Here is a 22,866-nt window from a genome sequence, read left to right on the forward strand (position 1 = left end):
CCGGTCGGGAGGAAAGTCTTACGCGTCCAGCTCGGCCAGCGCCAGCTTCGCCTTCTCCAGCTCGGCTTCGAGCTGAGCGACCTTCGCGGCCTGCAGCTCGCGGGCGGCGTTGATGACCTCGTCGATCGGGCCCGACAGGTCGGCGTGCAGTTCCTTGGCGGCGCGGGACACGGCCGCGGCCGGGATCTCCAGGCCCTTCGTGACCCACTTGCTGCCGTTCTTGAGCTCGGCCTGCCACTCGCCGTCGGCGGTGCCGGTGACCGTGAGGGTCAGCTCGACGGTGCGGGTCTTCTTCGCCGTCGTGGCGACCTTCGGGCGGCCACGCTTGGGCTTGGGGGATTCCACCGTGTTCTCTTCGGTGGGGGTCTCCGGGTTTTCCGGAGTCTCGGTCTTCGCCTCGGCCGGGGCTTCGGCCGTCTCCGCCTGCGGCGTCGAGTCGACGGGCGCTTCGGTAGCCGCTTCTTCGGACACGGCGTCAGTGCGTGTCAAGGCATCCACGGTCATCGTCGGTGTCGTCTCCTTGCCCGGGTATGGGGTGGTACCCGGCACATCCTAGAACAGGCGTTCGAGTGACGCGAACCGGGGTGTGATAGGCGTGTCGCGCGCCATGAAAGGTCCTTTCCTGGCAAATTTTGCAAGGAAAGGACCTTTCATAGCGCTTGAGGTGGGGTTACTCCTCGGACTTGCCGGACTTCAGGCCCGAAGAGATCAGATCCATCACCGACGAGTCGGCCAGCGTGGTCACGTCGCCGACCTGGCGGTTCTCGGCGACGTCGCGCAGCAGGCGGCGCATGATCTTGCCGGACCGCGTCTTCGGCAGCTCCTGCACGACCAGGATCTGCCGCGGCTTCGCGATCGGCCCGATCTCCTTGGCGACGTGGTTGCGCAGCTCCTGCACGGCCTTGTCTCCACCGTCCACCGCGTTACCGCGCAGGATGACGAAAGCGACGATGCCCTGCCCGGTCGTCGGGTCGGTCGCGCCGACGACGGCCGCCTCGGCGACTGTCGGGTGCGAGACCAGCGCGGACTCAACCTCGGTGGTCGAGATGCGGTGCCCGGACACGTTCATCACGTCGTCGACCCGGCCCAGCAGCCAGACGTCGCCGTCGGCGTCGTACTTCGCGCCGTCACCGGCGAAGTAGTAGCCCTGGTCGGCGAAGCGCGACCAGTAGGTGTCGCGGAAGCGCTGCTCGTCGCCCCAGATACCGCGCAGCATGCCCGGCCACGGCTTGTCGAGCACCAGGTAACCGCCGCCGCCCTTGCCGACCTCGACGCCCTGGTCGTCGACGACCTTCGCCGAGATACCCGGCAGCGCCTTCTGCGCCGAGCCCGGCTTCGTGGCGGTGACGCCCGGCAACGGCGAGATCATGATCCCGCCGGTCTCGGTCTGCCACCAGGTGTCGACGATCGGCGCCGAGTTCGCGCCGATGTTCTCGCGGTACCAGATCCACGCCTCGGGGTTGATCGGCTCGCCGACACTGCCGAGCACGCGCAGCGACGAGAGGTCGTACTTCTGCGGGATCTCGTTGCCCCACTTCATGAACGTGCGGATCAGCGTGGGCGCGGTGTAGTAGATGGAGACCTTGTGCTGCTGGACGATCTCCCAGTGGCGGCCCTCGTGCGGGGTGTTCGGCGTTCCTTCGTAGACGACCTGCGTCGTCCGGTTCGCCAGCGGCCCGTACACGATGTACGTGTGCCCGGTGATCCAGCCGATGTCGGCGGTGCACCAGTAGACGTCTTCGCCTGCCTTGTGGTCGAAGACGTTGTGGTGGGTGTACGCGGCTTGGGTCAGGTATCCGCCGGAGGTGTGCAGGATGCCCTTCGGCTTCCCGGTGGTGCCGGAGGTGTAGAGGATGAAGAGCGGGTGCTCGGAGTCGAACGCCTGCGGCGCGTGCTCCGCGGACTGGCCGTCGACCAGTTCGTGCCACCAGAGGTCGCGGCCTTCGGTGATCGGCACCTCTTCGCCGGTGCGGCGCACGACGATGACCTTCTCGACCGATTCGGCGCCTTCGAGCGCTTCGTCGACATTGGCCTTCATCGGGGCGGCCTTGCCGCGGCGGTACTGGCCGTCGGTGGTGATGACGATCCGCGCCGCCTGGTCGTCCACGCGGGAACGCAGGGCTGTCGGGGAAAAACCACCGAAGACGACACTGTGCAGGACGCCGATCCGGGCGCACGCGAGCATCGCGACGATCGCTTCGGGCACCATCGGCATCTGGATGGCGACGCGGTCGCCAGCCTTGAGGCCGAGGGACTCGAACGCGTTCGCGGCCTTGGAAACGTCGTCCTTCAACTGCGCGTAGGTGATGTCACGGCTGTCGCCGGGCTCGCCGACCCAGTGGAGGGCGACCTGGTCGCCGTGCCCGGAATCGACGTGGCGGTCGACGCAGTTGTACGCGACATTGAGCTTCCCGCCCACGAACCACTTCGCCACCGGCGCATTGGTCCAGTCCAGTACCTGCGACCACTTCGTTTCCCAGTGGAGGCGCTCGGCCTGCTTGGCCCAGAACGCTTCCCGGTCCGCGTCGGCCTCGGCGTAGAAGTCGGCGGTGGCATTCGCTTGCGCGCTGAAAGTCTCACTCGGGGGGAAGGTCCTGCTCTCCGTGAGTAAATTGTCCAGCGCCGGCGACTGCTCGGTCATGGTGCGATGCCTCCTGTGATTCGCGTGTCTTCACGCCCGTTGGCACGCTATCGACGTTACGACGCGAAGTAAAAGGTTGCATCGTGGTTGCGCGCGGCATTCATCCGCTTGAGGACAAAGCGGTACGGACCGCAGGCCATTCTGGTCCGGTGAGGGAGTAGACGACGGTGTCGCGGATGGTTCCGTCCGGCCGGACGCGATGCGCGCGCAGCACCCCTTCCCGCTGCGCGCCGAGACGTTCGATCGCCTTCTGCGACTTGAGGTTGCGGAGGTCGGTCTCCCACGAGACGCGGTTCGCGCCGAGGTCGTCGAAAGCGTGGCGCAGCAACAGGAGTTTCGACTCGCGGTTGAGTCCGGTCCGCTGCCATTCGGAACCGATCCAGGTGTAGCCGACGGAAACGATCTTGTGGCGGGCGCTCATCGCGTAGAACGACGTCGTGCCCGCGACCTCGCCGGTGCGCGCGTCGATCTGGGCCCAGGCGCGGCGGTCGGCGTCGGCGAGGATGTCTTCGACCATCACTTCGGCCGCGGCGAGGTCTCGCGGCTGACGGAGGCTGAGCCACGTCCAGATCGCCGGGTCGGAGCCCGCGGCGAACAGGCCCTTCGCGTGATCGCGGGTGAGCGGTTCGAGGCGGACGCGTTCGCCGGTCAGGGTGGCATGGACACTCCAGCTGTTCCAGTCGTTCACGGCCTCGACGCTACGGACGGCAATGGCCTTATTGGATAGCCAGTTTCGAAGCATTCGAGAAGGCCACTGGGGCGTTGCCTATGCTCGCGGGAACGATCGAGAAGGCGAGGCAGCATGGCCGAGGAGCGGGAAGAGCTCACCTGGGAGTTGTTCGGGACGGCCAGCAGGGAGCTGGCGCAGGCCGTCGCCGACGACGGCTTCGAGCCGGACCTCATCCTGTCGATCGCGCGCGGCGGGTTGTTCGTCGCCGGCGCGCTCGGCTACGCGCTGGACGTCAAGAACCTGCACGTGATGAACGTCGAGTTCTACACCGGCGTCGACCAGCGGCTCGACCTGCCGGTCATGCTGCCGCCGGTGCCGAACGTCGTCGACCTGACGAAGAAGAAGGTGCTCGTCGCCGACGACGTCGCGGACACCGGCGCGACCTTGAAGCTGGTCCGCGACTTCTGCGCCGACCACGTCGCCGAGGTGCGCTGCGCGGTCGTCTACGAGAAGCCGCGCGCGTGCGTCAAGTGCGAGTACGTCTGGAAGCACACGGACCGCTGGATCAACTTCCCGTGGTCGGTGCAGGCGCCCGTGGTGCGGCGCGCGGGGCAGGTGCTGGACGCGTGACGGATCCGCTGAAGCCGCTGCTGGACCTCGAAGGGGTCGCCGCGGCCGCGAAATCGGCGCAGGACGCGGTGTTCGCCGTCCACCGGCTGCCCGCCAACCTGCGCGGCGGCGCGGCGACGGCCGCCGAAGCCTCCGTCCGGTCGGCGCGGGCGTCGGCCGGGATCGAAGGCGCCGCGCCCGAACTGCCCGAGTCGGGTGAAGTGAGCGATCCGGTGCTGGCGGGCGCGCTGCGGGTCGCGGAAGCGCTGGAGGGCCTGCTGCCGACGTGGCGGCGTGCGCCGTTGCAGGCGTTGGCGCGTCTGCATGTTCTCGCCGCGTCGGATCTGGTGACGGATTTCGACGCGCTGGGGCGGCCGCGGTCGTCCGGTGACGTCGGCCCGCGGCTGGAGATGCTGGCGCAACTGGTCGCCGGCGTGACGTCGGTGCCGGGGCCGGTGCTGACCGCCGTCGTGCACGGGGAACTGTTGGCGCTCAAGCCTTTCGGCTCCGCGGACGGTGTCGTCGCACGGGCGGCGGCGCGGCTTTCAGCGGTGGCGACCGGGCTGGACCCAAAGGCGCTGACAGTGCCCGAGGTCGCGTACTTCCGGCGCGTGCCGAAGTACCTCGAAGCCGCTTCGGCGTTCGCCGGGGGAACTCCCGACGGCGTCCGGGCGTGGCTGCTCTTTTCGTGTGAAGCCTTCGAGGCCGGCGCCCGCGAGGCGAAGTCGATCTCCGACGCCGCCGGCTGACCTCCCGCGTTTCGTCCTCTCGATGCGGTAGTTCGCGATGCCAACTACCGCATTCAGAGGACGAAATGCGGGAGTGGGGTGGGCTCACATGAGGTCGTGGGTAGGTGTGGGGCGTAGCCACATGGTCTAAGGGCCGAGAGCGACCTAACGTCGTTCGGCATGAGTGGTGCGTATCACAGCGATCTGGCCGGTAAGTCCGCGCTGGTCACGGGCGCGGCGAGCGGGATCGGCCTGGCCTGCGCCGAAGCGCTCGCCGAGGCGGGGGCCAAGGTCCACCTCGCCGACATCGACGACGCCGTCGAGCAGGCGGCGGCCGACGTCAACGGCATCGCGCACGTCGTCGACCTCACCGACGCCCAAGCCGTCGAGACCCTGCCGGCCGAGGTCGACATCCTCGTCAACAACGCCGGTTTCCAGCACATCGCGCCGATCCACGAGTTCCCGCCGGAGACGTTCACCCGCATCCAGGCGCTCATGGTCACCGCGCCGTTCCTGCTGATCCGCCGCGCGCTGCCGCATATGTACGAACGCGGCTGGGGGCGCGTGGTCAACATGTCCAGCGTCCACGGCCTGCGCGCGAGCCCGTTCAAATCCGCGTACGTCACCGCGAAACACGCGCTCGAAGGCCTCTCCAAGGTCACCGCGCTCGAAGGCGCGGAGCACGGCGTGACCAGCAACTGCGTCAACCCCGGCTACGTCCGGACACCGCTGGTCACCGGCCAGCTCCAGGCGCAGGCCGAGGAGCACGGGCTCGAACGCGACGCCGTCATCGAACAGGTCCTCCTGCGCCGTTCCGCGATCAAGCGGCTCATCGAACCCGCCGACGTCGCCGCTTGCGTGCTCTGGCTGTCCGGCGAGCACGCCGCCCATGTCACCGGTACCTCGATCCCCCTCGACGGCGGCTGGACCGCCGCGTGAACCCCTGTGTCTCCCGAGGAACCCGCGACCGCGATCGACGTCGGCAGGGCGCTGCCCGGTCGTCCACTCACGACGGCGATACGGCGCCCTGCCACCGCGATAGCGGGGCCTCCGGCCCGCCTTCCGGACCCACCTCCTGCTCCGCCAACAGGTTCTCACGAAAGGACGTCCTCGGTGACCACGCAGAACCGCGGCTCGATCGCGAAGGTCGTCAGCGCCAGCCTGATCGGAACGACGATCGAGTGGTACGACTTCTTCCTCTACACCTCCGCCGCGGCGCTGGTGTTCGGCAAATTGTTCTTCCCCACCAACGATCCGCTCACCGGCACGCTGCTCGCGTTCCTGACCTACGCCGTCGGTTTCCTCGCGCGGCCGATCGGCGGGCTGGTGTTCGGCCACTTCGGTGACCGCGTCGGCCGCAAGAAGCTGCTGGTGCTGAGCCTGTTGCTGATGGGCGGTTCGACCTGCGCGATGGGCATCCTCCCGACGTACGCGACCGTCGGTGTACTGGCGCCGATCCTGCTGACGCTCCTGCGGCTCGTGCAGGGTTTCGCGCTCGGCGGCGAATGGGGTGGCGCGGTACTGATCGTCTCCGAACACGGCGACGACAAGCGACGCGGATTCTGGGCGTCCTGGCCGCAATGCGGAGCTCCCGGCGGCAATTTGCTCGCGACGGCGGTCTTGGCGATCCTCGCCGCGACGCAGTCCGATGAGGCGTTCCTCAGCTGGGGCTGGCGGATCCCGTTCCTGCTTTCCGGTGTCCTCGTGGTGATCGGGCTGTGGATCCGGCTCGCGGTCAGCGAATCACCGGTGTTCCTTGCCGCGCAGAAGAACAACGCGACCACGCACGCCCCGGTCGTCGAGGTGTTCCGCAAGAGCTGGCGCGCGGTGCTGATCACGATCGGTTCGCGTATGGCGGAGAACGTCTCGTACTACGTGATCACCGCGTTCATCCTCGTCTACGTCACCACCGGGCTGAACCTGCCGAAATCGGCCGGCCTCAACGCGGTGCTCATCGGTTCGGCCGTGCACTTCCTGACCATTCCCTTGTGGGGCATGCTTTCCGACCGGATCGGCCGACGGCCGGTGTACCTGTTCGGCGCGATCGGCATGGCGGCGTGGAGTTTCGCGTTCTTCGCGATGCTCGACACGAAGAACTCCGGTGTCATCATTCTCGCGGCGACGGTCGGGCTGGTGCTCCACGGCGCGATGTACGGCCCGCAGGCCGCATTCTTCTCCGAGCAGTTCCCGACGCGGGTGCGCTACACCGGCCTTTCGGTCGGCGGGCAGCTGTCGTCGATCGCGGCCGGGGCGGTGGCGCCGCTCATCGCGGTCGCGTTGTTCAGGGAGTTCGGCAGCACGATCCCGGTCTCGCTCTACGTGGTCGCGATGTGCGTGCTGACCGTGATCGCCCTGCTCGCCGCCCGCGAGACCAAGGGGGAGTCCCTGCACTCCGAAGTTCTCACGGAGCGCGGTCACGTGTCAGCATGACCCTTGTGGACAGTTCCGCACAGTTGCGCCGGCTGCTCGAACTGCTCGCCTCCGGGGCGGGCAGCGAGCAGCTGGCGCACGTCCCCGTCGACCCGAAGGCCACCGAACTGGCGCTCCGGATCCGGGACACCGTCGCCGAGCACAGGCGGCGAGAGGCGGAGCTGGCCGCGCTGTTCGACACGGCCAGCGATCTCGCCCGGCTGGACGATCCGGACGCCGTCCTGCGGTCGATCGTGCGGCGGGCGCGGGCGTTGCTCGGCGTGGACGTCTCGTATCTCAGCCTCAACGACGAAACCGAGGGCAAGACCTACGTCCGCGTGACCGACGGCTCGGTTTCCGCGCTGTTCCAGGACATCGTGCTGGGCATGGGCGAGGGGCTCGGCGGGCTGGTCGCGCAGACCGCGCGACCGTACGCGACCGCGGACTACTTCAACGACAAGCGTTTCCGGCACACTTCGTCGATCGACACCGGTGTGCTCGACGAGGGGCTGACCGCGATCCTCGGGGTGCCGCTGGCGATCGGCAGCAAGGTCATCGGGGTGCTGTTCGCCTCCGACCGGACCAGCCGTGACTTCTCGCCCGACGAGGTCGCGCTGCTGTCGTCGCTGGCCGACCACGCGGCGATCGCGCTGGACAACGCGCATCTGCTCGACGAGACGCGCCGCGCGGTCGCCGAACTGAACGCCGCCAACGCGACGATCAGCGCGCACAACGACGCGATGCGCCGCGCCGAGGACGCCCACGACCGGCTGATGGATCTCGTGCTGCGCGGCGGCGATCTGGCCGAGGTCGCCGCCGCGGTCGCGGACGTGCTCGGCGGCTCGATCGCCGTCTATGACGCCGACGGTGTCGTCCTCGCCCGGACCGACGGCGAGCTGAGCCTTTCGCGTGCGGCGGTTTCGGCGTCCAGGACGAGCGGACGCGCGGTGTCCACTGAGGACGGTTGGCTCTGCGCTGTCCAGGCGGGGCAGGAATTCCTCGGCAGTCTGGTACTCGGCGGTGGGCCGTCGCTTGGCGAGGCCGACCGGCGGCTGTTCGAGCGGGCGGGGGTGGTCACCGCCGTCCTGCTGATGCAGCGGCGATCCGTCGCGCGCGCCGAGGACGAAGTGCGCGGGGAGTTGCTGTCGGACCTGCTCACCGCGCCGGGCCGCAACCCCGCCGCACTGCTGGCTCGCGGTCGCCGCTTGGGGGTCGATTTGTCGACACCGCACGCGGTGCTGGTCGCGCATGCCGACGACGTCTCCCGGCGAAGGCTGGCCACGGCGGCCGCCCGGCACGCGGCCCTCGTCGGTGTCCATGCCGACGAGGTGGTCCTTCTGGTCGGCGGTGCGGACCCAGGAGCGCTGGCCCGGTCCGTCGCCACCGAACTCGCGTCCACAATGGACTGCCCGGTGACGGTGGGTGCGGCGGGCCCGGCGGCGTCACCGAGGGAACTGGCCGTGGCGCACGCCGAAGCCGCGCGCTGCGTCGCGTCGCTGCTGGCGCTGGGGCGCGCGGGGGAAGGCGCGAGCATGGCCGACCTGGGTTTCGTCGGGCTGCTGCTCGGCGAGCACGCCGATCTGGGCGCGTACGTGACCGCCACGATCGGCCCGGTGCTCGACTACGACGAACGCCGCGGCACGGACCTGATCGGCACCCTGCGCGCGTATTTCGCCTGCGGCGGCAACTTGACCCGCGCGAAGGATCTCCTCCACGTGCACGTCAACACGGTCGTGCAGCGGCTGGATCGCATCGCGTCACTGCTGGGAGAGCACTGGCAGGCGCCCGAGCGCGCGCTGGAACTCCAGCTCGCGCTCAGGCTGCACCGCCTCACCAATGACCGAAACGGATGACGTCGTCGAAATCGCGGCGAGCGATCTTGGTCGAAGAGGAACCGGGCGACGGTCCGGATTCCGCGCCGTGGCCGAGCGCCACGACGCCGATCGGGTCGTGATCCTCCGGCACACCGAACTCGCTGTGCAGCCGCTCCACGCTTTCCGGTGCCAGCCCGAAGAACACCGCGCCGAGACCCTCGTCGACGGCGGTCTGGAGGATCAGCAACGTCGCCATCCCGGTGTCGACGTCCCAGTACGGCACGCGCCACCACGAGTCGTCACGGTCGGCGACACCCTTGTCGGGCTTGGCATAGCGGTCGAGGTAGGCGTTCTTGACCGAGAGCGGGACGATCGCGACCGGTGCCGTGGTCACGGTTTCGGGCGCCCAGCTCGCCCCGAACTCCCAGAATTTCGTGAGTTCTTCGCCGGCGAGGACGAGAAACCCTTGTCCTTGTGAGAAACCGGCCGAAGGGCCTTTGAGCGCGTTGCGCAGAATGCGCCGCAGGCTCGCCTCGGCGACGGGTTCGTCGGTGAACTTCCGGACCATGCGACGGCGTCGTACGACGTCCTGGAATTCCATCCGATCAGCTTAGGCTGCAACTGGTCGCCAGGTCACCGCTCGCGCGCGGGATCGTCGCCGAAGCGGGCGGGCGGACGCCGTCGAGCCAGCCTTCGAGCGCGGTGAACGCCGTGCGGAAACAGGGGCCGATCGGGCGCAGCTTGTCCGGGAAGGCGTCGTAAAGCCCGTCGACGTGGTTGCCGTCGACGATCCGGTAGTAGCGCTGGAGCCCGGCGCGGCCCTGTTCGGCGATCATCCGCTGGTAGACGTCGGAATCGCGGGTGATCGGCAGCAGCGTGTCGAGGGTGCCGTGCAGGGTGATCAGCGGTTTGCCGATGCGGCCGGTCAGCGAGATCCGTTCGACCGCGCGGTGCACCGGCCGTGGGCGAGTGGCGTAGTCGTAGTCGGTTCCGGCGAACGACGGATCGAATTCGGCCTGGTAGATGCGCTGGGTCAGGCCCCAGTAGACGTCGTTGTGGTACGGCCAGAGGAATTCCGAGCCCGGCGCGAAACCGGCGTCGAGAATTCGTTGGCGGGCTTGCGCGAACCGGCGGCGTACGCGGGGTAAGCCTTGATCGCGGGCGGCAGGAAGGTGAACAGGTTCGGGCCGTCTTCGTGCCAAAGCGTGCCCTCCCAGTCGATGCCGCCGTCGTAGAGCCACGGCCGGTTCTCCAGCTGCCAGCGGACGAGGTAGCCGCCGTTCGACATTCCGGCCGCGAGGGTGCGGCTCGGCGGACGCCCGTAGCGGTGCGCGATGGTGGACTTCGCGGCGATCGTCAGCTGGGTGACCCGTGAGTTCCACTCGGCGAGCGCGTCGCCGGGGCGGCGTCCGTCCGTGTGGAAGTCCGCGCCGGTGTTGCCCTTGTCGGTGGCGGCGAACGCGTAGCCGGCGGCGAGGACCTGGTCGCCGATCGCGCGATCGTTCGCGTACTGGCGTCGCACACCGGGCGACCCCGAGACCACCAGGCCGCCGTTCCAGCGATCGGGCAGCCGCAGCACGAACTGCGCGTCGTGGTTCCAGCCGTGCGTCGTGTTGGACGTCGACGAATCCGGGAAGTAGCCGTCGATCTGGATACCGGGAACACCGCTCGGCGCGGGGAAGCCTGCCGACGTGAGCCCGGCCCAGTCGGACTGGACGGTGTGCCCGGTGACCAGCGTGCCGGTGGTCGTCAGATCGTCCAAACAGGACAGTCGTTCGTTCGCGGCCCCGGGAACGCGCACGTTCCCGCAACCACTCGCCGCCTGGGCGGGGGTGGCCAGGGCCAGCATCATCGCGAGGACCAGAATGAGCCGCATCGGCCGACGGTAAGCGGGCTCCTCGGAGGCCGGTACCCGGCGCGACCACACAAAACCGGCCGCCGCTGTGGTGGTTTGCCACGTGGAACGCCGCAGACGGCGGATTTAGCCTGAAATGATGCGAAAACTCCTCATCGTCGCGGTGGTTTCGGCATTGACCCTTCTCTTTTCGGCTCCGGCGCAGGCGGCGACGATCCGCCCGGTGACCGGGTTCGGGAGCAATCCCGGTGCGTTGCAGATGTTCGAATACGTTCCCGACGGGCTGCCGGCCGGGCGTCCGGCGGTGGTCGTGCTGCACGGCTGCACCCAGGACGCGGCCGGATACGCGCGCGGCTCCGGCTGGGTCGGGCTCGCGGACCGGCTGCGGTTCAAACTCGTTCTGCCGCAACAGGTCTCGGCGAACAACTTCAGCAAGTGCTTCAACTGGTTCCAGGCGGGTGACATCAAGCGCGGCTCCGGCGAGGCCGAATCGATCGCGCAGATGGCGCGGTTCTCGGCCGGGAGCCGGACGTACGTCACCGGCCTTTCGGCGGGTGGTGCGATGACTTCGGTGCTGCTGGCGGCGTATCCGGAACTGTTCGCGGGCGGCGGTGTCGTCGCGGGACTGCCTTATGGCTGCGCGGCTTCGATGATCGACGCCTACTCCTGCATGAATCCCGGCAAGGACCTGACTCCGAAGCAGTGGGGCGACAAGGTGCGGGCCGCGGGGGCTGGGCCGCGTTCGCCGGTCAGCGTCTGGCACGGGACCGCGGACTACACGGTCGCTCCGATGAACATGCGCGAACTTTCCGAGCAGTGGACCGACGTCGGTGCCGCCGTCGACACGCACGCCATCACCGGGATGGGGCACGGTCAGCCGATCGCACCGAGGTCCGGTTGCGGTCAAGCGGGCCCGTACCTGCTCGACGTCGGCGTGTGCGCCGCCGGCGAACTCGCGGCCAAGTGGCGGCTAGGCGAGGACGGCGTCCAGTAGCCCGGGGAAGCGCGTGTGGAGGTCTTCGGTGCGTAGCTCGACCCAACGGGTCCGGCCCTCGACGAACGTCGTCGTGAGGCCGGCCTCGCGCAAGACCTTCCAGTGATGGGAAAGCGTCGGCGCGCTGATCTCGACGTCGTACTCGGTGATGGCGCAGCTTCGCGGCGAAGGATTGCTTCGCAGGGCGCGGATCAGCTCCAGGCGCACGGGGTCCGCGAGCGCCTGAAGGACCGGCACGATCTCGATCTCGTCGATCGACGGCTGCGGCAGCGTGCTGCTCACTTCACTCCAAACTATTTGACAGTCATCGAATAGTCCCGTCACTATACCTCTCATGACGATTCGACGATCATCAAATGATCGGCTCGCTCTGGGGGTTCTGCTGGTACTCGCCGTCGGGACGTTCACCGTCGGTACCGACGGATTCGTCCTGAACGGGCTGCTGCCTGCCATCGCCGCCGACCTGCGCGTTTCCGAAGCCGTCGCGGGCCAGCTGACCACGGTCTTCGCGGTGACCTACGCGGTTTCCTCGCCGATCATCGCGGCCTTCACAGGACGGCTCGACCGGCGCTGGGTGCTCGGCGCGGGGATGGTGCTGTTCACGATCGGCATGGCCGGTCAGGCGCTCGGCGAGTCCTTCGCCGTGGTCGCCGTCGCCCGCGTGCTGGCCGCCCTCGGCGCCGCCGCGTTCCAGTCCAACGCCTACGTCCTCGCCGGTGCGCTGGCGTCGGACGAGCGCCGCGGCCGCGCACTGGCCACGGTCTCCGCCGGGATGAGCGTGTCGATGGTGCTCGGTGTGCCGATCGGCGTGCTGGCCGGGAACTGGTTCGGCTGGCGCGCGGTGATGTGGGGGATCGGCGCGGTGGCGGTGATCGTGATGCTGCTCGTGCCGCTTCTGCCGGGAGTCCGGATGCCGACGGTGTCGTTGCGCGACAGGCTCGCCGTCGTCGCACGTCCGCCGATCGCGCGCGTGCTCGGCGTGAGCGTTCTCGGCACCGCTGCGGGCTTCGCGGCCTTCGTGTACTTGCCGGTGCTGGTCGCTCCGGTCGCGGCGGGCGCGATGATCTCGTGGCTGCTCGTCGGCTTCGGGATCGGGCAGATCGTGGGCAACGCCTTCGCGGGCCGGGCCACCGACTCGCTCGGCTCCGCGCGCGTCCGCTCGATCTCGCTCATCGGTACGGTCCTGACGCTGGCGCTGCTGGACGTCGCCGTGCTGAGCCTGCCCGGCGCGCTGATCTTCACGCTGGCATCGGGCGTGTTCGGCGGGATGCTGATGGTGCCGCAGCAGCACCGGCTGTTCTCGCTGGCGCCCGACGCGCCGACGGTCGCCTTGGGGCTCAACGGTTCCGCGATCTACGCCGGCGGTGCGCTCGGGGCCGCGCTGGGTGGCGTCGTTCTGTCGTCTGCGGGCGTCTGGTGGGTCGGGCCCGTTGCCGCCTTCGTCGGTCTGCTGGGCTTCGCGCTTTCGGTGCCTTCGCGGGCGCGGGTGCCCGAGCCCGCCTGACCAAAGGGGAGCAAGGGACCTTTGCTCTCGTTTGTCTCAATGTCGAGAGAAACGGTAGCAAAGGTCCCTTGCTCTCTTTCCGCAGGTCAGGGGGCTATTTGACCGACCAGCGCTCCTCGATCCGCGCGAAGCGCCACACGAGGAGCGCGAGAGCCCACGTCAGCACGAAGAGCGCTACGACCGCGTAGCCCACGTAGTCCAAGCTCCGCTCCAGCGACGCTTCGTCGAACTCGCCCCGCCGCATCCGCCGGAACACCTTCACGATGCCGACCAGCACCACCAGGTTCATAATCCCGATGAGGTACAGGAACACCGCGGAAACCGACGTCCCGATCAGCCCGGTCGCCTCGTGCAGCGCCGACGAATCGTCCTCGACGGCGCCGGCCAGCGCTCGCACCCCGAGCGACAACAGCAGGCACAGGACGAACACGATCGTCGAATGGCCGAGGGAGAACCAGAAACCGACCGAAAGCGGCCGTTGCCCGTCGGCCATCAGCTTGCGGGTGGTGTTGTCGATCGCGGCGATGTGGTCCGCGTCGAACGCGTGCCGCATCCCGAGCACGAACGCCGTGACGCCGAGGCCGACCCCGAACACGCCCGTGGCGCCGAGCTCGTACTGGCGCGGCGCCACGAAAAGCGTCAGGACCCCCCAGCCGATGACGTTGAGCAGCAGGATGAACCCGGCCATCCCGGCGACGGACACCCGTTCGCGTCGCGAGAGCGCGAGGCGTCGGGATGAACGGGTCTGTCCGCCGGTGTTCAGCTCGCGTGCACCCGGAGGGAGTCGAGAGCCTTGCGTACGTGGCCATCGTTCGCCGCCAGCGCCTTCGCCGCACTCGCGACGTCCTCACCGGACAGCAGATGGACCAGCGCGACCTTGAGGTCGCCGTCGGCCTCGGTGAGCGCGTCGGAGCAGTCCGCCATGCTCATTCCGGTGGCCTCACGCAGGATCCTGATGGTCCGTCCGCGCAGCTTCGCGTTGCTCGCCCGCATGCTGACCATCAGATTCGAGTACGTACGGCCGAGCTTGATCATCGTCGCGGTCGAAAACGCGGTGAGGATGATCTTCTGCGCCGTGCCCGCCTTCATCCGCGTCGACCCGGCGATCGCCTCGGGGCCGGTGTCCACCGCGATGAGGACATCGACACCCGGCGGCGTCACCGCTGCCGGATTGCCCGACACCAAGGCGGTGCGGCCACCGCGACGGCTGGCCGCGGCCAGCGCGCCGAGGACGTAGGGCGTCCGGCCGGAAGCGGTCAGCCCGAGCACGAAGTCGCCGGGCGCGACGGACTCGGCCACCTCGGCGGCTCCGGCCTTCGCGTTGTCCTCGGCGTCTTCGACGGCTTGGCGCAGCGCGCGTGCGCCGCCCGCGTGATGCGCGATGAACCAATCGGAGGGCACGTTGAACGTCGGCACGAGCTCCGCCGCGTCCAACGTCGCCAGCCTGCCGGAGGTGCCGGCCCCGAAGTAGTGCACGCGGTGTCCCGACCGCAGCGCTTCCACGGCGAAGTCGACCGCCCGCGCCACCTGCGGCAGCACCGCGGCGACGGCTTCGGGGACCCGGCGGTCCTCGGCGTTGATGGCGCCGAGGATGCCCATGGTCGACATCAGGTCGATGTCGGTCGTCCGTGGATTGCGCTGTTCGGTTGGCGAATCGACGTGCACCACCTGGCGTGGGACGGTCATCATGCGCCTCACTTTTTCGCTCATTTGCCGGTTTCCCGCGGCCGCCGCCTGCCGTCGGGCCGGACGCCCAGACGGTGCGAACCCACCGCGTCCCTGGTCGCGTCGAGCGCGTTGACCGACGCGTCCATGTGCCGCTGCGCGACACCGATGAACAGGCAGTCGATGACGGTCAGCTGCGCGATGCGACTGGCGGTCGCGCCGGAGCGGAACGTCGTCTCCCGCGCGGCCGTGGTCAGCACGTGGTCGGAGACCTCGGTGATCGGCGAACGCGGGAAGTTCGTCACGGCGACGGTGATCGCGCCGTGCTCGCGGGCCACACGCAGTGCCTCGACGGTGTCCGTGGTCGCGCCCGTGTGCGAGATGCCGATCGCGACGTCTCCAGGGCTCAGCACGGCGGCCGAGGTGAGCATGATGTGCGTGTCCGACCAGGCGAAGCTGACCCGTCCGATGCGGTGCAGCTTCTGCTGCAGGTCCGCGGCGACGAACGCGCTCGCGCCCACTCCGTAGACGTCCACGCGGCCCGCGCCCGCCAGAACGTCGATCACCCGCTGTAGCGACGGGATGTCGAGCTGGTCGGCGGTCTCCTCCACGGCACGAGCGTCCGCGAAGCTGACCTTGCCGATGACCGCGGCCAGGTCGTCCTCCGGACCGATCTCGCCGCCGAGGTTGCGGGACGACCGCGCCTCGGACCGGGCGGTGTCGGCCGCCAAGGCGATCCTGAGCTGCGGATATCCGCCGACACCGACCGCCTTGCAGAACCGCGTGACGGTGGTTTCGCTGGTGTTCGCCGCGAGCGCGACCTCGGTGATGCTGCGCCGTGCGACCGTCGCGGGGTCGTCGAGGACGACCTTCGCGACGCGCTGCTCGGCCCGGGCGAGCCCGGGCAGGAGGGAGCGAATCCGGACAAGCGGGCTCGCGTCAGCGTCCCGTGTCGGCTGCGCCGGCACGGCCTCGGACGGTGCGGCCGCGATTACGGATTCGGTATCGCCCACCGTGGGAAAGTTACTAACCGTTGGCATCTGCGACAAGGCTACCCACACCCTTCGGGAAGATCGCAACCTATCCGTGTCTGCGGATTCGATTTGCGATTAATCGTTGACCAGAAAGTCGCTAACCAGGTCGAGGCCGTTAACGAGGTCGAGCTAACGACTTGGCAACTTAGTGTCGCGATGCAAGGGGCCGTGTCCCGGTCAGCGGGGCGGTCGGTCAGCGCATCGGAGCCGTCCGGTTACCTAGTGCTCAATTTCCAGCCGGTAGCGACGAAAGGAGGGCGATTATGCTCACTGTCCAGCAGTATGCGGCCGCGTTCAGTGACTTTCACACCGTCCAAGGAAATTCCCCGTCCGGTGTAACGGGCATCGGTCGTGTAACGCCAGCGGAGGGTGATTTGTGAGCTTTGCGACACCTCGGCCGTCGCCCGCCACCAAGCCCGATGACCATGCCCGCCGAGACCGGGTTGGTCGCCGGCGGGAGCGCCTGGTCCGTTTGCACGCAGAGTAATCGATTTCCAGGTCGCTCCGCCGTCGGTACTTGTTTCCAAAAACAGTGAGTCCGAGGGACCCTCGGTGTCCACGAAGGTGTCGAACGAGATCTTCAGCGGCCCGCCGCGCGCCTGTAGCGGCGGAGTCGTGAGCGTGGCCGTGGAGACGTCCCCGGCGCCGCTGAACCACGCGTCGTGGCCGCGCGCCGGGCGGACGGCCATTGCCTTCGCCAGGGAGCTCGCCCAGGTCTCCCTGGCGATGTTGATCGAGCCCCAGTTCCGTGTCGGGTGCACGCGGTTGGTGAGCAGGACCGCGAACGACCGCGACAGCGGGTCGATCACCAGCGAGGTCCCGGTGAACCCGGTGTGCCCGGCTGTCGAAGGTGCCGACAGCGCGCCCATGTACCAAGGCTGGTCGAGTTCGAAGCCGAGGCCGTGCGCGTTGTCGGGGAACTTGTGGTTGTAGTTCGTCAGCATCGCCCGCACGGTCTCCTCGCGCAGGATCCGCTGGCCGCGGTACGCGCCGCCGTTGAGGATCGTCTGCGCCAGCACCGCCATGTCGGCGGCCGTGGAGAACACGCCCGCGTGCCCGGCGACACCGCCGAGCGACCAAGCGTTCTCGTCGTGGACCTCACCGCGTACGAGCCCCCGGGGCGGCTTCGCGGCGTACTCGGTCGCCGCGACCCTGGCGAGTTTCGACGCGGGCGGGTTGTACCCGGTATCGGCCAGGCCCAGCGGGGCGGCGATGCGATCCTGGACCACCTTGTCCAGCGGTGCCCCGGCCACCTTCTCGACCAGGAAGCCGAGCGTCAGCAGGTTGATGTCGGAGTAGAGGTAGGTGCTGCCCGGCGGGTTCTTCAGCGGGCTGTCGAGGACGGCCTTCCGGCGCGACGGGATGTCCGGGTAGCCCTCCCACAGCGACGGGAGCGGTGTCGCGGCGAAGCCCGAGACATGGGTGAGCAGCTGCTGGACGGTGACGGCCTCCTTGCCGTTCACCCCGAACTCCGGCAGGTACCGCGCCACCGGCGCCGAGATGTCCAGCTTGCCCGTCTCGGCCAGCTGCATCACCGCGATGGAGGTGAACAGCTTCGAGATCGAGGCCATGTCGAAGATCGTGTCCGCGCGCATCGGGACCTGTTGCTCGGGTGGCAGCTCGGTGCCCTTCGCGTCGGCGTAGCGGACCGCGCCGCCGACGGCCTGCCGCTCGACGACCACACCGTCGTGCGCGAGCAGGCCGACCGCTCCGGAGAAATGCGGATGCCCGGTGGCGTCCGGCTTCGTCCAGCTCTCGATGAACCGCTCGGCCGCTTTGATCGGCTCCGGGTCGAGACCGACGTCGGAGGGCGCGCCGTCACGCAGGACGGTGGACGCGGGCGCGAAGCCTTCACGCGGCTTGTCGAACCGGCCCGCCGCGCGGTCGCGCTGCTGCTCGCTCCCTGGAATCGCCTGTGCTCCCGCCGTCGACAGCGTGGTCGCCGCGACCAGTACGGAGACGGCCGCGATCAGGATCTTCCTAACACGCAAGGTCGTTCCCCTCAGCGATAGATGAGATGGCGACGGCGTTTCCGGTCGAACTCGGCCAGTTCGGCCTGCCAGGACCCGACGATCTCGTCCACTCCGGCGCCTTTGTCGATCATCGTGCGCAACCTGTCGGAGCCGGAGAGCTTGTCGAGGAAGTTGTCGGGCCGCCACTTGAACTTGTCCGGATGCAGCTGCTTCGCGGTGACGAACATGGTGACCGCGGTGCGGATGGCGTCGAACGCCCGCGGGTCGGTGATGGTCACCTGCACGCCGCCGCACGGCTCGTTGACGAACTTGCCGAACGTCGGCACGAAGTACGCCTCACGGAACTTCACGCCGGGAAGCCGTAGTTCGCCGAGCTTCTCGCGCCAGCGCCAGTCGAGGCCCGGCGCGCCGATGATCTCGAACGGCCTGGTGGTGCCCCGGCCTTCGGAGAACACGGTGCCCTCGAACATCCCGGTGCCGGGATAGACGAGCGCGGTGTCCGGCGTCGGCATGTTCGGGCTGGGTGGGACCCACGTCAGCCCGGTGCGCGCGAAAAGCTGCTCACGTCGCCAGTCACGCACTTCGACGATTTCGAGCCTGCCCGGCGTGACACCCTCGGCGGGCAGGAACTCGGCGGCGAAGAACCGCGCGAGCTCGCCGACGGTCATGCCGTGCTGCTGCACGATCGGCTTCCGGCCGACACCCGAGGCGTACGCCGGGTTCAGCATCGGCCCGGCGGACTTGCCTCCCAACGGGTTCGGCCGGTCCAGTACGACGACCGCCGCGCCGACCTTCGCGGCCGCGACCATCGCCGTGTAAAGCGACCAGATGTAGGTGTAGAACCGCGCGCCGACGTCGGCGATGTCGAAGACGACGGTGTCGACGCCCGCCTTCGTGAACATCCCGGCGAGCTTCGTCGCGTCGGCGCCGTACGCGTCGTAGACGGGCACGCCGGTGCGTGGATCGGTGTAGTCGCCTTCGGACCCGCCCGCTTGCGCGCTGCCGCGGAAACCGTGCTCCGGCCCGAACGCGGCGAGCGGCCGGACCCCGGCGGCGACCATCGAGTCGACGATGTGGTCGCCGCTCGCCAGTACTCCTGTCGGATTCGACAGCACGCCGAGCTTGCGACCGGCCAACGGCGCCCAGCCCTTGGCGGCGAGCACGTCCGCTCCGGTGCGGGTGAGCGGGGGACCTTTGCTCTCGCTTTCCGCCTGGGCGCCCGCGACCGAGGACCCCGCCGTCAGCGCGGGGACCGCGAGCGCGCCGGTGGCGAGGAAGTGGCGGCGGTTGAGGTTCACCAGGTCAGCCCGTGGCCGAAGGGGTATTTCACCGTGCCGACGTCCTTGCCCGCGGGAACGTCCACCGGCAGCTTGCCCTGCGGCTTCACCTTCCCGAGGATCACCTTCGCCAGCGCTTCGAGCGAAGGCGAGATGTAGCCGTACGTGGCGAGCCACGTCTTGATCGGGTTCTCGTAACCGGCGTCGTAGGGGATCTGTGCGGCGACCGCGACGACCGGCTTGCCGGTGTCGGCCAGTGCCTGCAACAGCTTGCCCTGCAACGGATACGTACCGACGTTGTTGGTCAGCACGACGACGAGGTCGACGTTCTTCGCCGCCGCGACGGCCTGGGAGATCTGCGCGTCGGTCGGCGTCTGCCCGGTCTGCAACGCGGTCGCCTGCGTGCCGTGCGCGGTGAGCTTCGCGGCGAGCGACGTCGTCGTGCTCACGCCCCAGCCGGTCACGAGCGTCTTCGCCGGCTGCTGCTTGAGCGGGAGGACGCCGCCGTCGTTGCGGATCGCGGTGACCGACCGGTCGGCGATGCCCTGCGCGGTCGCGAGGTTGGCCGGGGTGCCGACCTTCGTCATCACCTTGGCCGGGTCGACGAACGGCGAGGTCAGGATGCCCCGGTTCAGCTTGAGCTTGAGCACGCGCAGGACACTCTCGTCGATGCGCCGCTCGGTCAGCTCGCCCTTGCGGACGGCGTCGAGCACCGAGTTGATCGCGAGTTCGAGGTTCACCGGCATGAGCAGCTGGTCGATACCCGCCTTCAGCGCCAGCACCGGGATCTCCGCGTCGGTGTGCAGCTCGCGCACGGCGTCCATCGACAGCGAGTCGGTGACGACGACGCCGCGGTAACCGAGCTCCTCACGCAGCTTGCCGGTGAGGATCGGCTTCGACAGCGTGGCCGGCTCTCCCGACGGGTCGAGACTGGGGAACTGGATGTGCGCGCTCATGATCGAGTCGATGCCCGCCTTGATGGCGGCCTTGAACGGCGGCACGTCGGTCTCGCGCCAGCTGGCCTCGCTGCGGTCGATCCTGGGCAGCTCGTGATGGCTGTCCGTGGCCGCGTCGCCGTGGCCGGGGAAGTGCTTCGCGGCGGCCGACACCGTCTCGGAGCGCCGTCCGGAGTTCTGGAAGCCCTTGACCTGGGCCTCGACGTACTGGCTCGCCAGCTCCGGGCGGCCGGAGAAGGACCGGACGCCGATCACCGGGTTGGCCGGGTTGGAGTTGACGTCGGCGTCGGGGGCGAAGTCCTGGTTGATGCCGACGGCGCGCAGTTCGTGCCCGAGGATGCGGGCGGCCTCCTGTGCGGCCTTGGTGTCACGGCCGGCCGAGATCGCCATCGCGTTCGGCAGCTCGGTGGCGGGGGCGCCCATCCGGGTGACCGTGCCGCCTTCCTGGTCGGTCGCGATCTGCAACGGGATGCGGGCGCCGCTGCGGAGCGCGGCCCGCTGGAGCCCGTTCGAGAGCTTGGCGACCTGCACCGGGTCGTCGAAGTTGTCGCGGCTGTCGTTGTTGAAGTAGATGACGCCGCCAAGGTGGTACTTCTCGATCACCTGCGCGGGGGTGTCGACGCCGAAGTCGGCCTTGTTCTTGGCGTTGACCTCGTCGGCGGACTTCCCGTTCACCCACGTGACGAACAGCTGCCCGACCTTCTGCTCCAGGGTCAGCCCGCGCAGCGTCCGCTGCGCCTCCACGTCCGCCGTCACCGGCTGCGCGGTGGCGGGAACGCCCGCGATGGCCAGCGTGAGCAGACCCGCGAGGGGCACGGCGAGCGCATGGATCCTCCGATGACGGGCGTGCGCGGTTCGGGTCGTCACCTCAAGCCTCCCAGATTCGTGCCTGACTCTCAGATGGAAAGAAGTCCACCTGGAAGCACTGATATCCGGAAGCTACCCACGAGCACTTTGCTTGTCCATCGGCTACCCCCGCGATCGGTCCGTTCATACACAAAGGGACGCGAAGGGGCCTGTCACGCTTGAAAACGAGGGCAAAACACTGGCGGCGCCCGTCGGCAAGAAGCCGGCGGGCGCCGCCAGTCGGTGCGGACCACTCGGGCGACCAAGCGTGCAACTCTGGTCGTACCTTCATGGACTCGGCGTCCGGCGTCCCGGTACGCAGTCCCTAGACGACGAGCCTCCCGCGGCGCGCTGCGCGTGGGTACCCGGTGTCCGCACACGGAGATTCGCCGGGGTGGAACAGGCTTCTCTTCTACCTGTTCCCTGGCCGACCGAACGTCCGCACTTACTTTCTACGCCGTGAGCCGGGTCACTTCAAGTGCGCAGACGGGTGCACCGGTACAGAGGCTCGATCTAGTGACACGGGCACCCTCCGCGACGGACAATTCGCGGCCCTGACTGCGAAAACCGGCCCGGTACCGCCGTGTGGGTGTGCGCTCAGCGGGTGCGTTTGCGCCGGTTGTAGCCGTACCAGGTGGCCCCCGCGGCGAAGGCACCGAGCGCGACCAGTCCGGCGGAGCGCGCCGGGATCCGGGTCCGTAGCGACATCGGGTGCTCGAAGGCGAGGATCTCCCAGCCCTGCTCCGTCGCGTGCTTGCGCAGGACGCGGTCGGGGTTGACCGCGTGCGGCCGCCCGACGACCTCGAGGAGCGGGATGTCGGTGCTCGAGTCGGTGTACGCGTGGCACTGGGTGAGGTCGTAGCCGTAAGTCGTCGCGAGCTGCTTCGCGGCGACGGCCTTGTTCTCGCCGTAGCAATAGAAATCGACTTCGCCCGAGTAGCGACCGTCCACGATCTGCATCCGCGTGGCCACGCTGCGCGTCGCGCCGAGCATTTCGGCGACCGGCGCGACGACCTCCTCGCCGGTCGCCGAAAGCACCACGACGTCGTGCCCGTCCGCGCGATGCGCGGAGATCAGTTCCGCCGCCTCCGCGTAGACGAGCGGGTCGACGACGTCGTGCAGCGTCTCACGGACGATCGCCGACACCTGCGCGACATCCCATCCGGCGCACAGCGCGGAAACCTCGGCCCGCATTCGCTCGGTCTTCGCCGCGTCCGCGCCCGCGAGAGAGAAGACGAGTTGGGCGTACGCGCTGCGAAGCGCCGCTCGGCGGTTGATGAGGCCTTCGCGCAAAAGCGGCTTGCTGAAGGCCAGCGCGCTCGATGACGCGATGATCGTCTTGTCGAGATCGAAGAACGCCGCGACCTGGCTGGGCGTCGTGCTGGGTCGGTCCACTCGCCAAGGATAGGAGAGCCGCACGGCCGCGCGCCCGTTGGTCGACCACGATCGGGATACGGCGGTGGAAAATTCACGACCGCGTACTCGATCCGGCGCGTCGTGCCGTTATCGAATTGTGGGTACGGAGGGCGCGCGCATCGGGCCGGTATCGGAGTTACAGTGAGATTGTCCGGCGTTGCACCGGGCCCAGGTTCAGTCCGACCCCCCGGGGCTGAACCCCAGGCGGCCCTCGTCCCTCCCCCCTGACGAGGGCCGCCTCCTTTTCCTTGTGGTGTCAGTGGTTCAGACCTCGTTGGCCGTGAAAAGCGTTTCTGGACAAGGCTGGGACTTCTCGGAGTTCGTTGACTTTCTTTTTCCTCGGCCGTTTTCGTGCACGCACCCGTGCCGAAAAAGTGTCGTGGATTCATGCGGTGAAGGACCGACAAGAATCGCGGGAAACCGGTTTCTCGCGGCTGAGTTGTCCACAACACCCCGGTTGTCCACAGGCGGGACG

19 protein-coding genes and 1 pseudogene are annotated in these 22,866 nt (G+C 68.6%); 7 read left to right on the forward strand and 13 right to left on the reverse strand.

The genetic code is table 11. The features are described from left to right. Positions 1 to 18: 18 nt before the first annotated feature. The 3 genes from ACLJQ7_RS09545 to ACLJQ7_RS09555 all read right to left on the reverse strand — a co-directional run bounded on the left by ACLJQ7_RS09545 (position 19) and on the right by ACLJQ7_RS09555 (position 3,329). Positions 19 to 504 (reverse strand): DUF6319 family protein, encoded by a 486-nt coding sequence (locus ACLJQ7_RS09545; RefSeq protein WP_410647718.1) that lies wholly within the window; start codon positions 502 to 504, stop codon positions 19 to 21. A gap of 166 nt (positions 505 to 670) precedes the next feature. After that, positions 671 to 2,641: an acetate--CoA ligase gene (gene acs, locus ACLJQ7_RS09550; protein ID WP_410647719.1), complete on the reverse strand. Its 1,971-nt coding sequence runs from the start codon at positions 2,639 to 2,641 to the stop codon at positions 671 to 673. Between the two features lie 100 nt (positions 2,642 to 2,741). Then, positions 2,742 to 3,329 carry a GNAT family N-acetyltransferase gene (locus tag ACLJQ7_RS09555; RefSeq protein ID WP_410647720.1) on the reverse strand — a complete coding sequence of 196 codons (588 nt, stop codon included), beginning with the start codon at positions 3,327 to 3,329 and terminating at the stop codon, positions 2,742 to 2,744. A gap of 114 nt (positions 3,330 to 3,443) precedes the next feature. On the opposite strand from ACLJQ7_RS09555, the gene ACLJQ7_RS09560 reads away from it, so the two are divergent. The 5 genes from ACLJQ7_RS09560 to ACLJQ7_RS09580 all read left to right on the forward strand — a co-directional run bounded on the left by ACLJQ7_RS09560 (position 3,444) and on the right by ACLJQ7_RS09580 (position 8,910). After that, a complete protein-coding gene (locus tag ACLJQ7_RS09560) occupies positions 3,444 to 3,941 on the forward strand; it encodes a phosphoribosyltransferase (RefSeq protein ID WP_410647721.1) in 498 nt (165 codons plus the stop codon). Then, entirely contained in the window at positions 3,938 to 4,669 is a 732-nt protein-coding gene (locus ACLJQ7_RS09565) for an oxidoreductase (protein WP_410647722.1), read from the forward strand. Before ACLJQ7_RS09560 ends, ACLJQ7_RS09565 begins: the two co-directional genes overlap by 4 nt. Positions 4,670 to 4,828: 159 nt before the next feature. Beyond that, positions 4,829 to 5,587 (forward strand): 3-hydroxybutyrate dehydrogenase, encoded by a 759-nt coding sequence (locus ACLJQ7_RS09570; RefSeq protein ID WP_410647723.1) that lies wholly within the window; start codon positions 4,829 to 4,831, stop codon positions 5,585 to 5,587. A 174-nt stretch (positions 5,588 to 5,761) separates the two neighbouring features. Further along, a complete protein-coding gene (locus ACLJQ7_RS09575) occupies positions 5,762 to 7,078 on the forward strand; it encodes an MFS transporter (RefSeq protein ID WP_410647724.1) in 1,317 nt (438 codons plus the stop codon). After that, complete coding sequence (locus ACLJQ7_RS09580) at positions 7,075 to 8,910, forward strand: helix-turn-helix domain-containing protein (protein WP_410647725.1); 1,836 nt, start codon at positions 7,075 to 7,077, stop codon at positions 8,908 to 8,910. The genes ACLJQ7_RS09575 and ACLJQ7_RS09580 overlap by 4 nt, the downstream gene beginning before the upstream one ends. Here ACLJQ7_RS09580 and ACLJQ7_RS09585 read toward each other — a convergent pair. Further along, positions 8,888 to 9,472, reverse strand: a complete 585-nt coding sequence (locus ACLJQ7_RS09585) for a nitroreductase family protein (RefSeq protein ID WP_410647726.1) — start codon at positions 9,470 to 9,472, stop codon at positions 8,888 to 8,890. The genes ACLJQ7_RS09580 and ACLJQ7_RS09585 overlap by 23 nt on opposite strands. A gap of 4 nt (positions 9,473 to 9,476) precedes the next feature. After that, positions 9,477 to 10,747, reverse strand: a pseudogene (locus tag ACLJQ7_RS09590) (tannase/feruloyl esterase family alpha/beta hydrolase). 115 nt (positions 10,748 to 10,862) lie between these two features. Between ACLJQ7_RS09590 and ACLJQ7_RS09595 the strand changes: the two are divergent. Continuing rightward, on the forward strand, positions 10,863 to 11,720 hold the full coding sequence (locus ACLJQ7_RS09595; protein WP_410647728.1) for an alpha/beta hydrolase family esterase: 858 nt from the start codon (positions 10,863 to 10,865) through the stop codon (positions 11,718 to 11,720). On the opposite strand, the gene ACLJQ7_RS09600 is transcribed toward ACLJQ7_RS09595, so the two are convergent. Beyond that, complete coding sequence (locus ACLJQ7_RS09600; RefSeq protein ID WP_410647729.1) at positions 11,697 to 12,002, reverse strand: ArsR/SmtB family transcription factor; 306 nt, start codon at positions 12,000 to 12,002, stop codon at positions 11,697 to 11,699. The two genes, ACLJQ7_RS09595 and ACLJQ7_RS09600, sit on opposite strands and share 24 nt — an antisense overlap. A 52-nt stretch (positions 12,003 to 12,054) precedes the next feature. On the opposite strand from ACLJQ7_RS09600, the gene ACLJQ7_RS09605 reads away from it, so the two are divergent. Then, positions 12,055 to 13,224, forward strand: a complete 1,170-nt coding sequence (locus ACLJQ7_RS09605) for an MFS transporter (RefSeq protein WP_410647730.1) — start codon at positions 12,055 to 12,057, stop codon at positions 13,222 to 13,224. 94 nt (positions 13,225 to 13,318) lie between these two features. Here the strand turns inward: ACLJQ7_RS09605 and ACLJQ7_RS09610 are convergent, their stop codons facing one another. The 7 genes from ACLJQ7_RS09610 to ACLJQ7_RS09640 form a co-directional block, all read right to left on the reverse strand. Further along, complete coding sequence (locus ACLJQ7_RS09610) at positions 13,319 to 13,912, reverse strand: hypothetical protein (RefSeq protein ID WP_410647732.1); 594 nt, start codon at positions 13,910 to 13,912, stop codon at positions 13,319 to 13,321. A gap of 71 nt (positions 13,913 to 13,983) precedes the next feature. Continuing rightward, entirely contained in the window at positions 13,984 to 14,913 is a 930-nt protein-coding gene (locus tag ACLJQ7_RS09615) for an N-acetylmuramic acid 6-phosphate etherase (RefSeq protein WP_410647733.1), read from the reverse strand. Positions 14,914 to 14,930: 17 nt separating this feature from the next. Further along, the gene (locus ACLJQ7_RS09620) at positions 14,931 to 15,929 is read right to left on the reverse strand and encodes a MurR/RpiR family transcriptional regulator (protein WP_410647734.1); all 999 of its coding nucleotides are present in this window, start codon (positions 15,927 to 15,929) and stop codon (positions 14,931 to 14,933) included. Between the two features lie 209 nt (positions 15,930 to 16,138). Beyond that, positions 16,139 to 17,914 (reverse strand): serine hydrolase, encoded by a 1,776-nt coding sequence (locus ACLJQ7_RS09625; RefSeq protein WP_410647735.1) that lies wholly within the window; start codon positions 17,912 to 17,914, stop codon positions 16,139 to 16,141. Positions 17,915 to 17,925: 11 nt separating this feature from the next. Next, positions 17,926 to 19,194 carry an exo-beta-N-acetylmuramidase NamZ domain-containing protein gene (locus tag ACLJQ7_RS09630; RefSeq protein WP_410647737.1) on the reverse strand — a complete coding sequence of 423 codons (1,269 nt, stop codon included), beginning with the start codon at positions 19,192 to 19,194 and terminating at the stop codon, positions 17,926 to 17,928. Then, positions 19,191 to 20,996: a glycoside hydrolase family 3 protein gene (locus tag ACLJQ7_RS09635; protein WP_410647738.1), complete on the reverse strand. Its 1,806-nt coding sequence runs from the start codon at positions 20,994 to 20,996 to the stop codon at positions 19,191 to 19,193. Before ACLJQ7_RS09635 ends, ACLJQ7_RS09630 begins: the two co-directional genes overlap by 4 nt. A 576-nt stretch (positions 20,997 to 21,572) precedes the next feature. Beyond that, positions 21,573 to 22,370 (reverse strand): HAD family hydrolase, encoded by a 798-nt coding sequence (locus tag ACLJQ7_RS09640; RefSeq protein ID WP_410647739.1) that lies wholly within the window; start codon positions 22,368 to 22,370, stop codon positions 21,573 to 21,575. Positions 22,371 to 22,866: the final 496 nt, after the last annotated feature.

Origin of the sequence: Amycolatopsis sp. cmx-4-54, from assembly GCF_046548895.1 — a bacterium.
In the GTDB taxonomy this organism is placed as follows: domain Bacteria; phylum Actinomycetota; class Actinomycetes; order Mycobacteriales; family Pseudonocardiaceae; genus Amycolatopsis.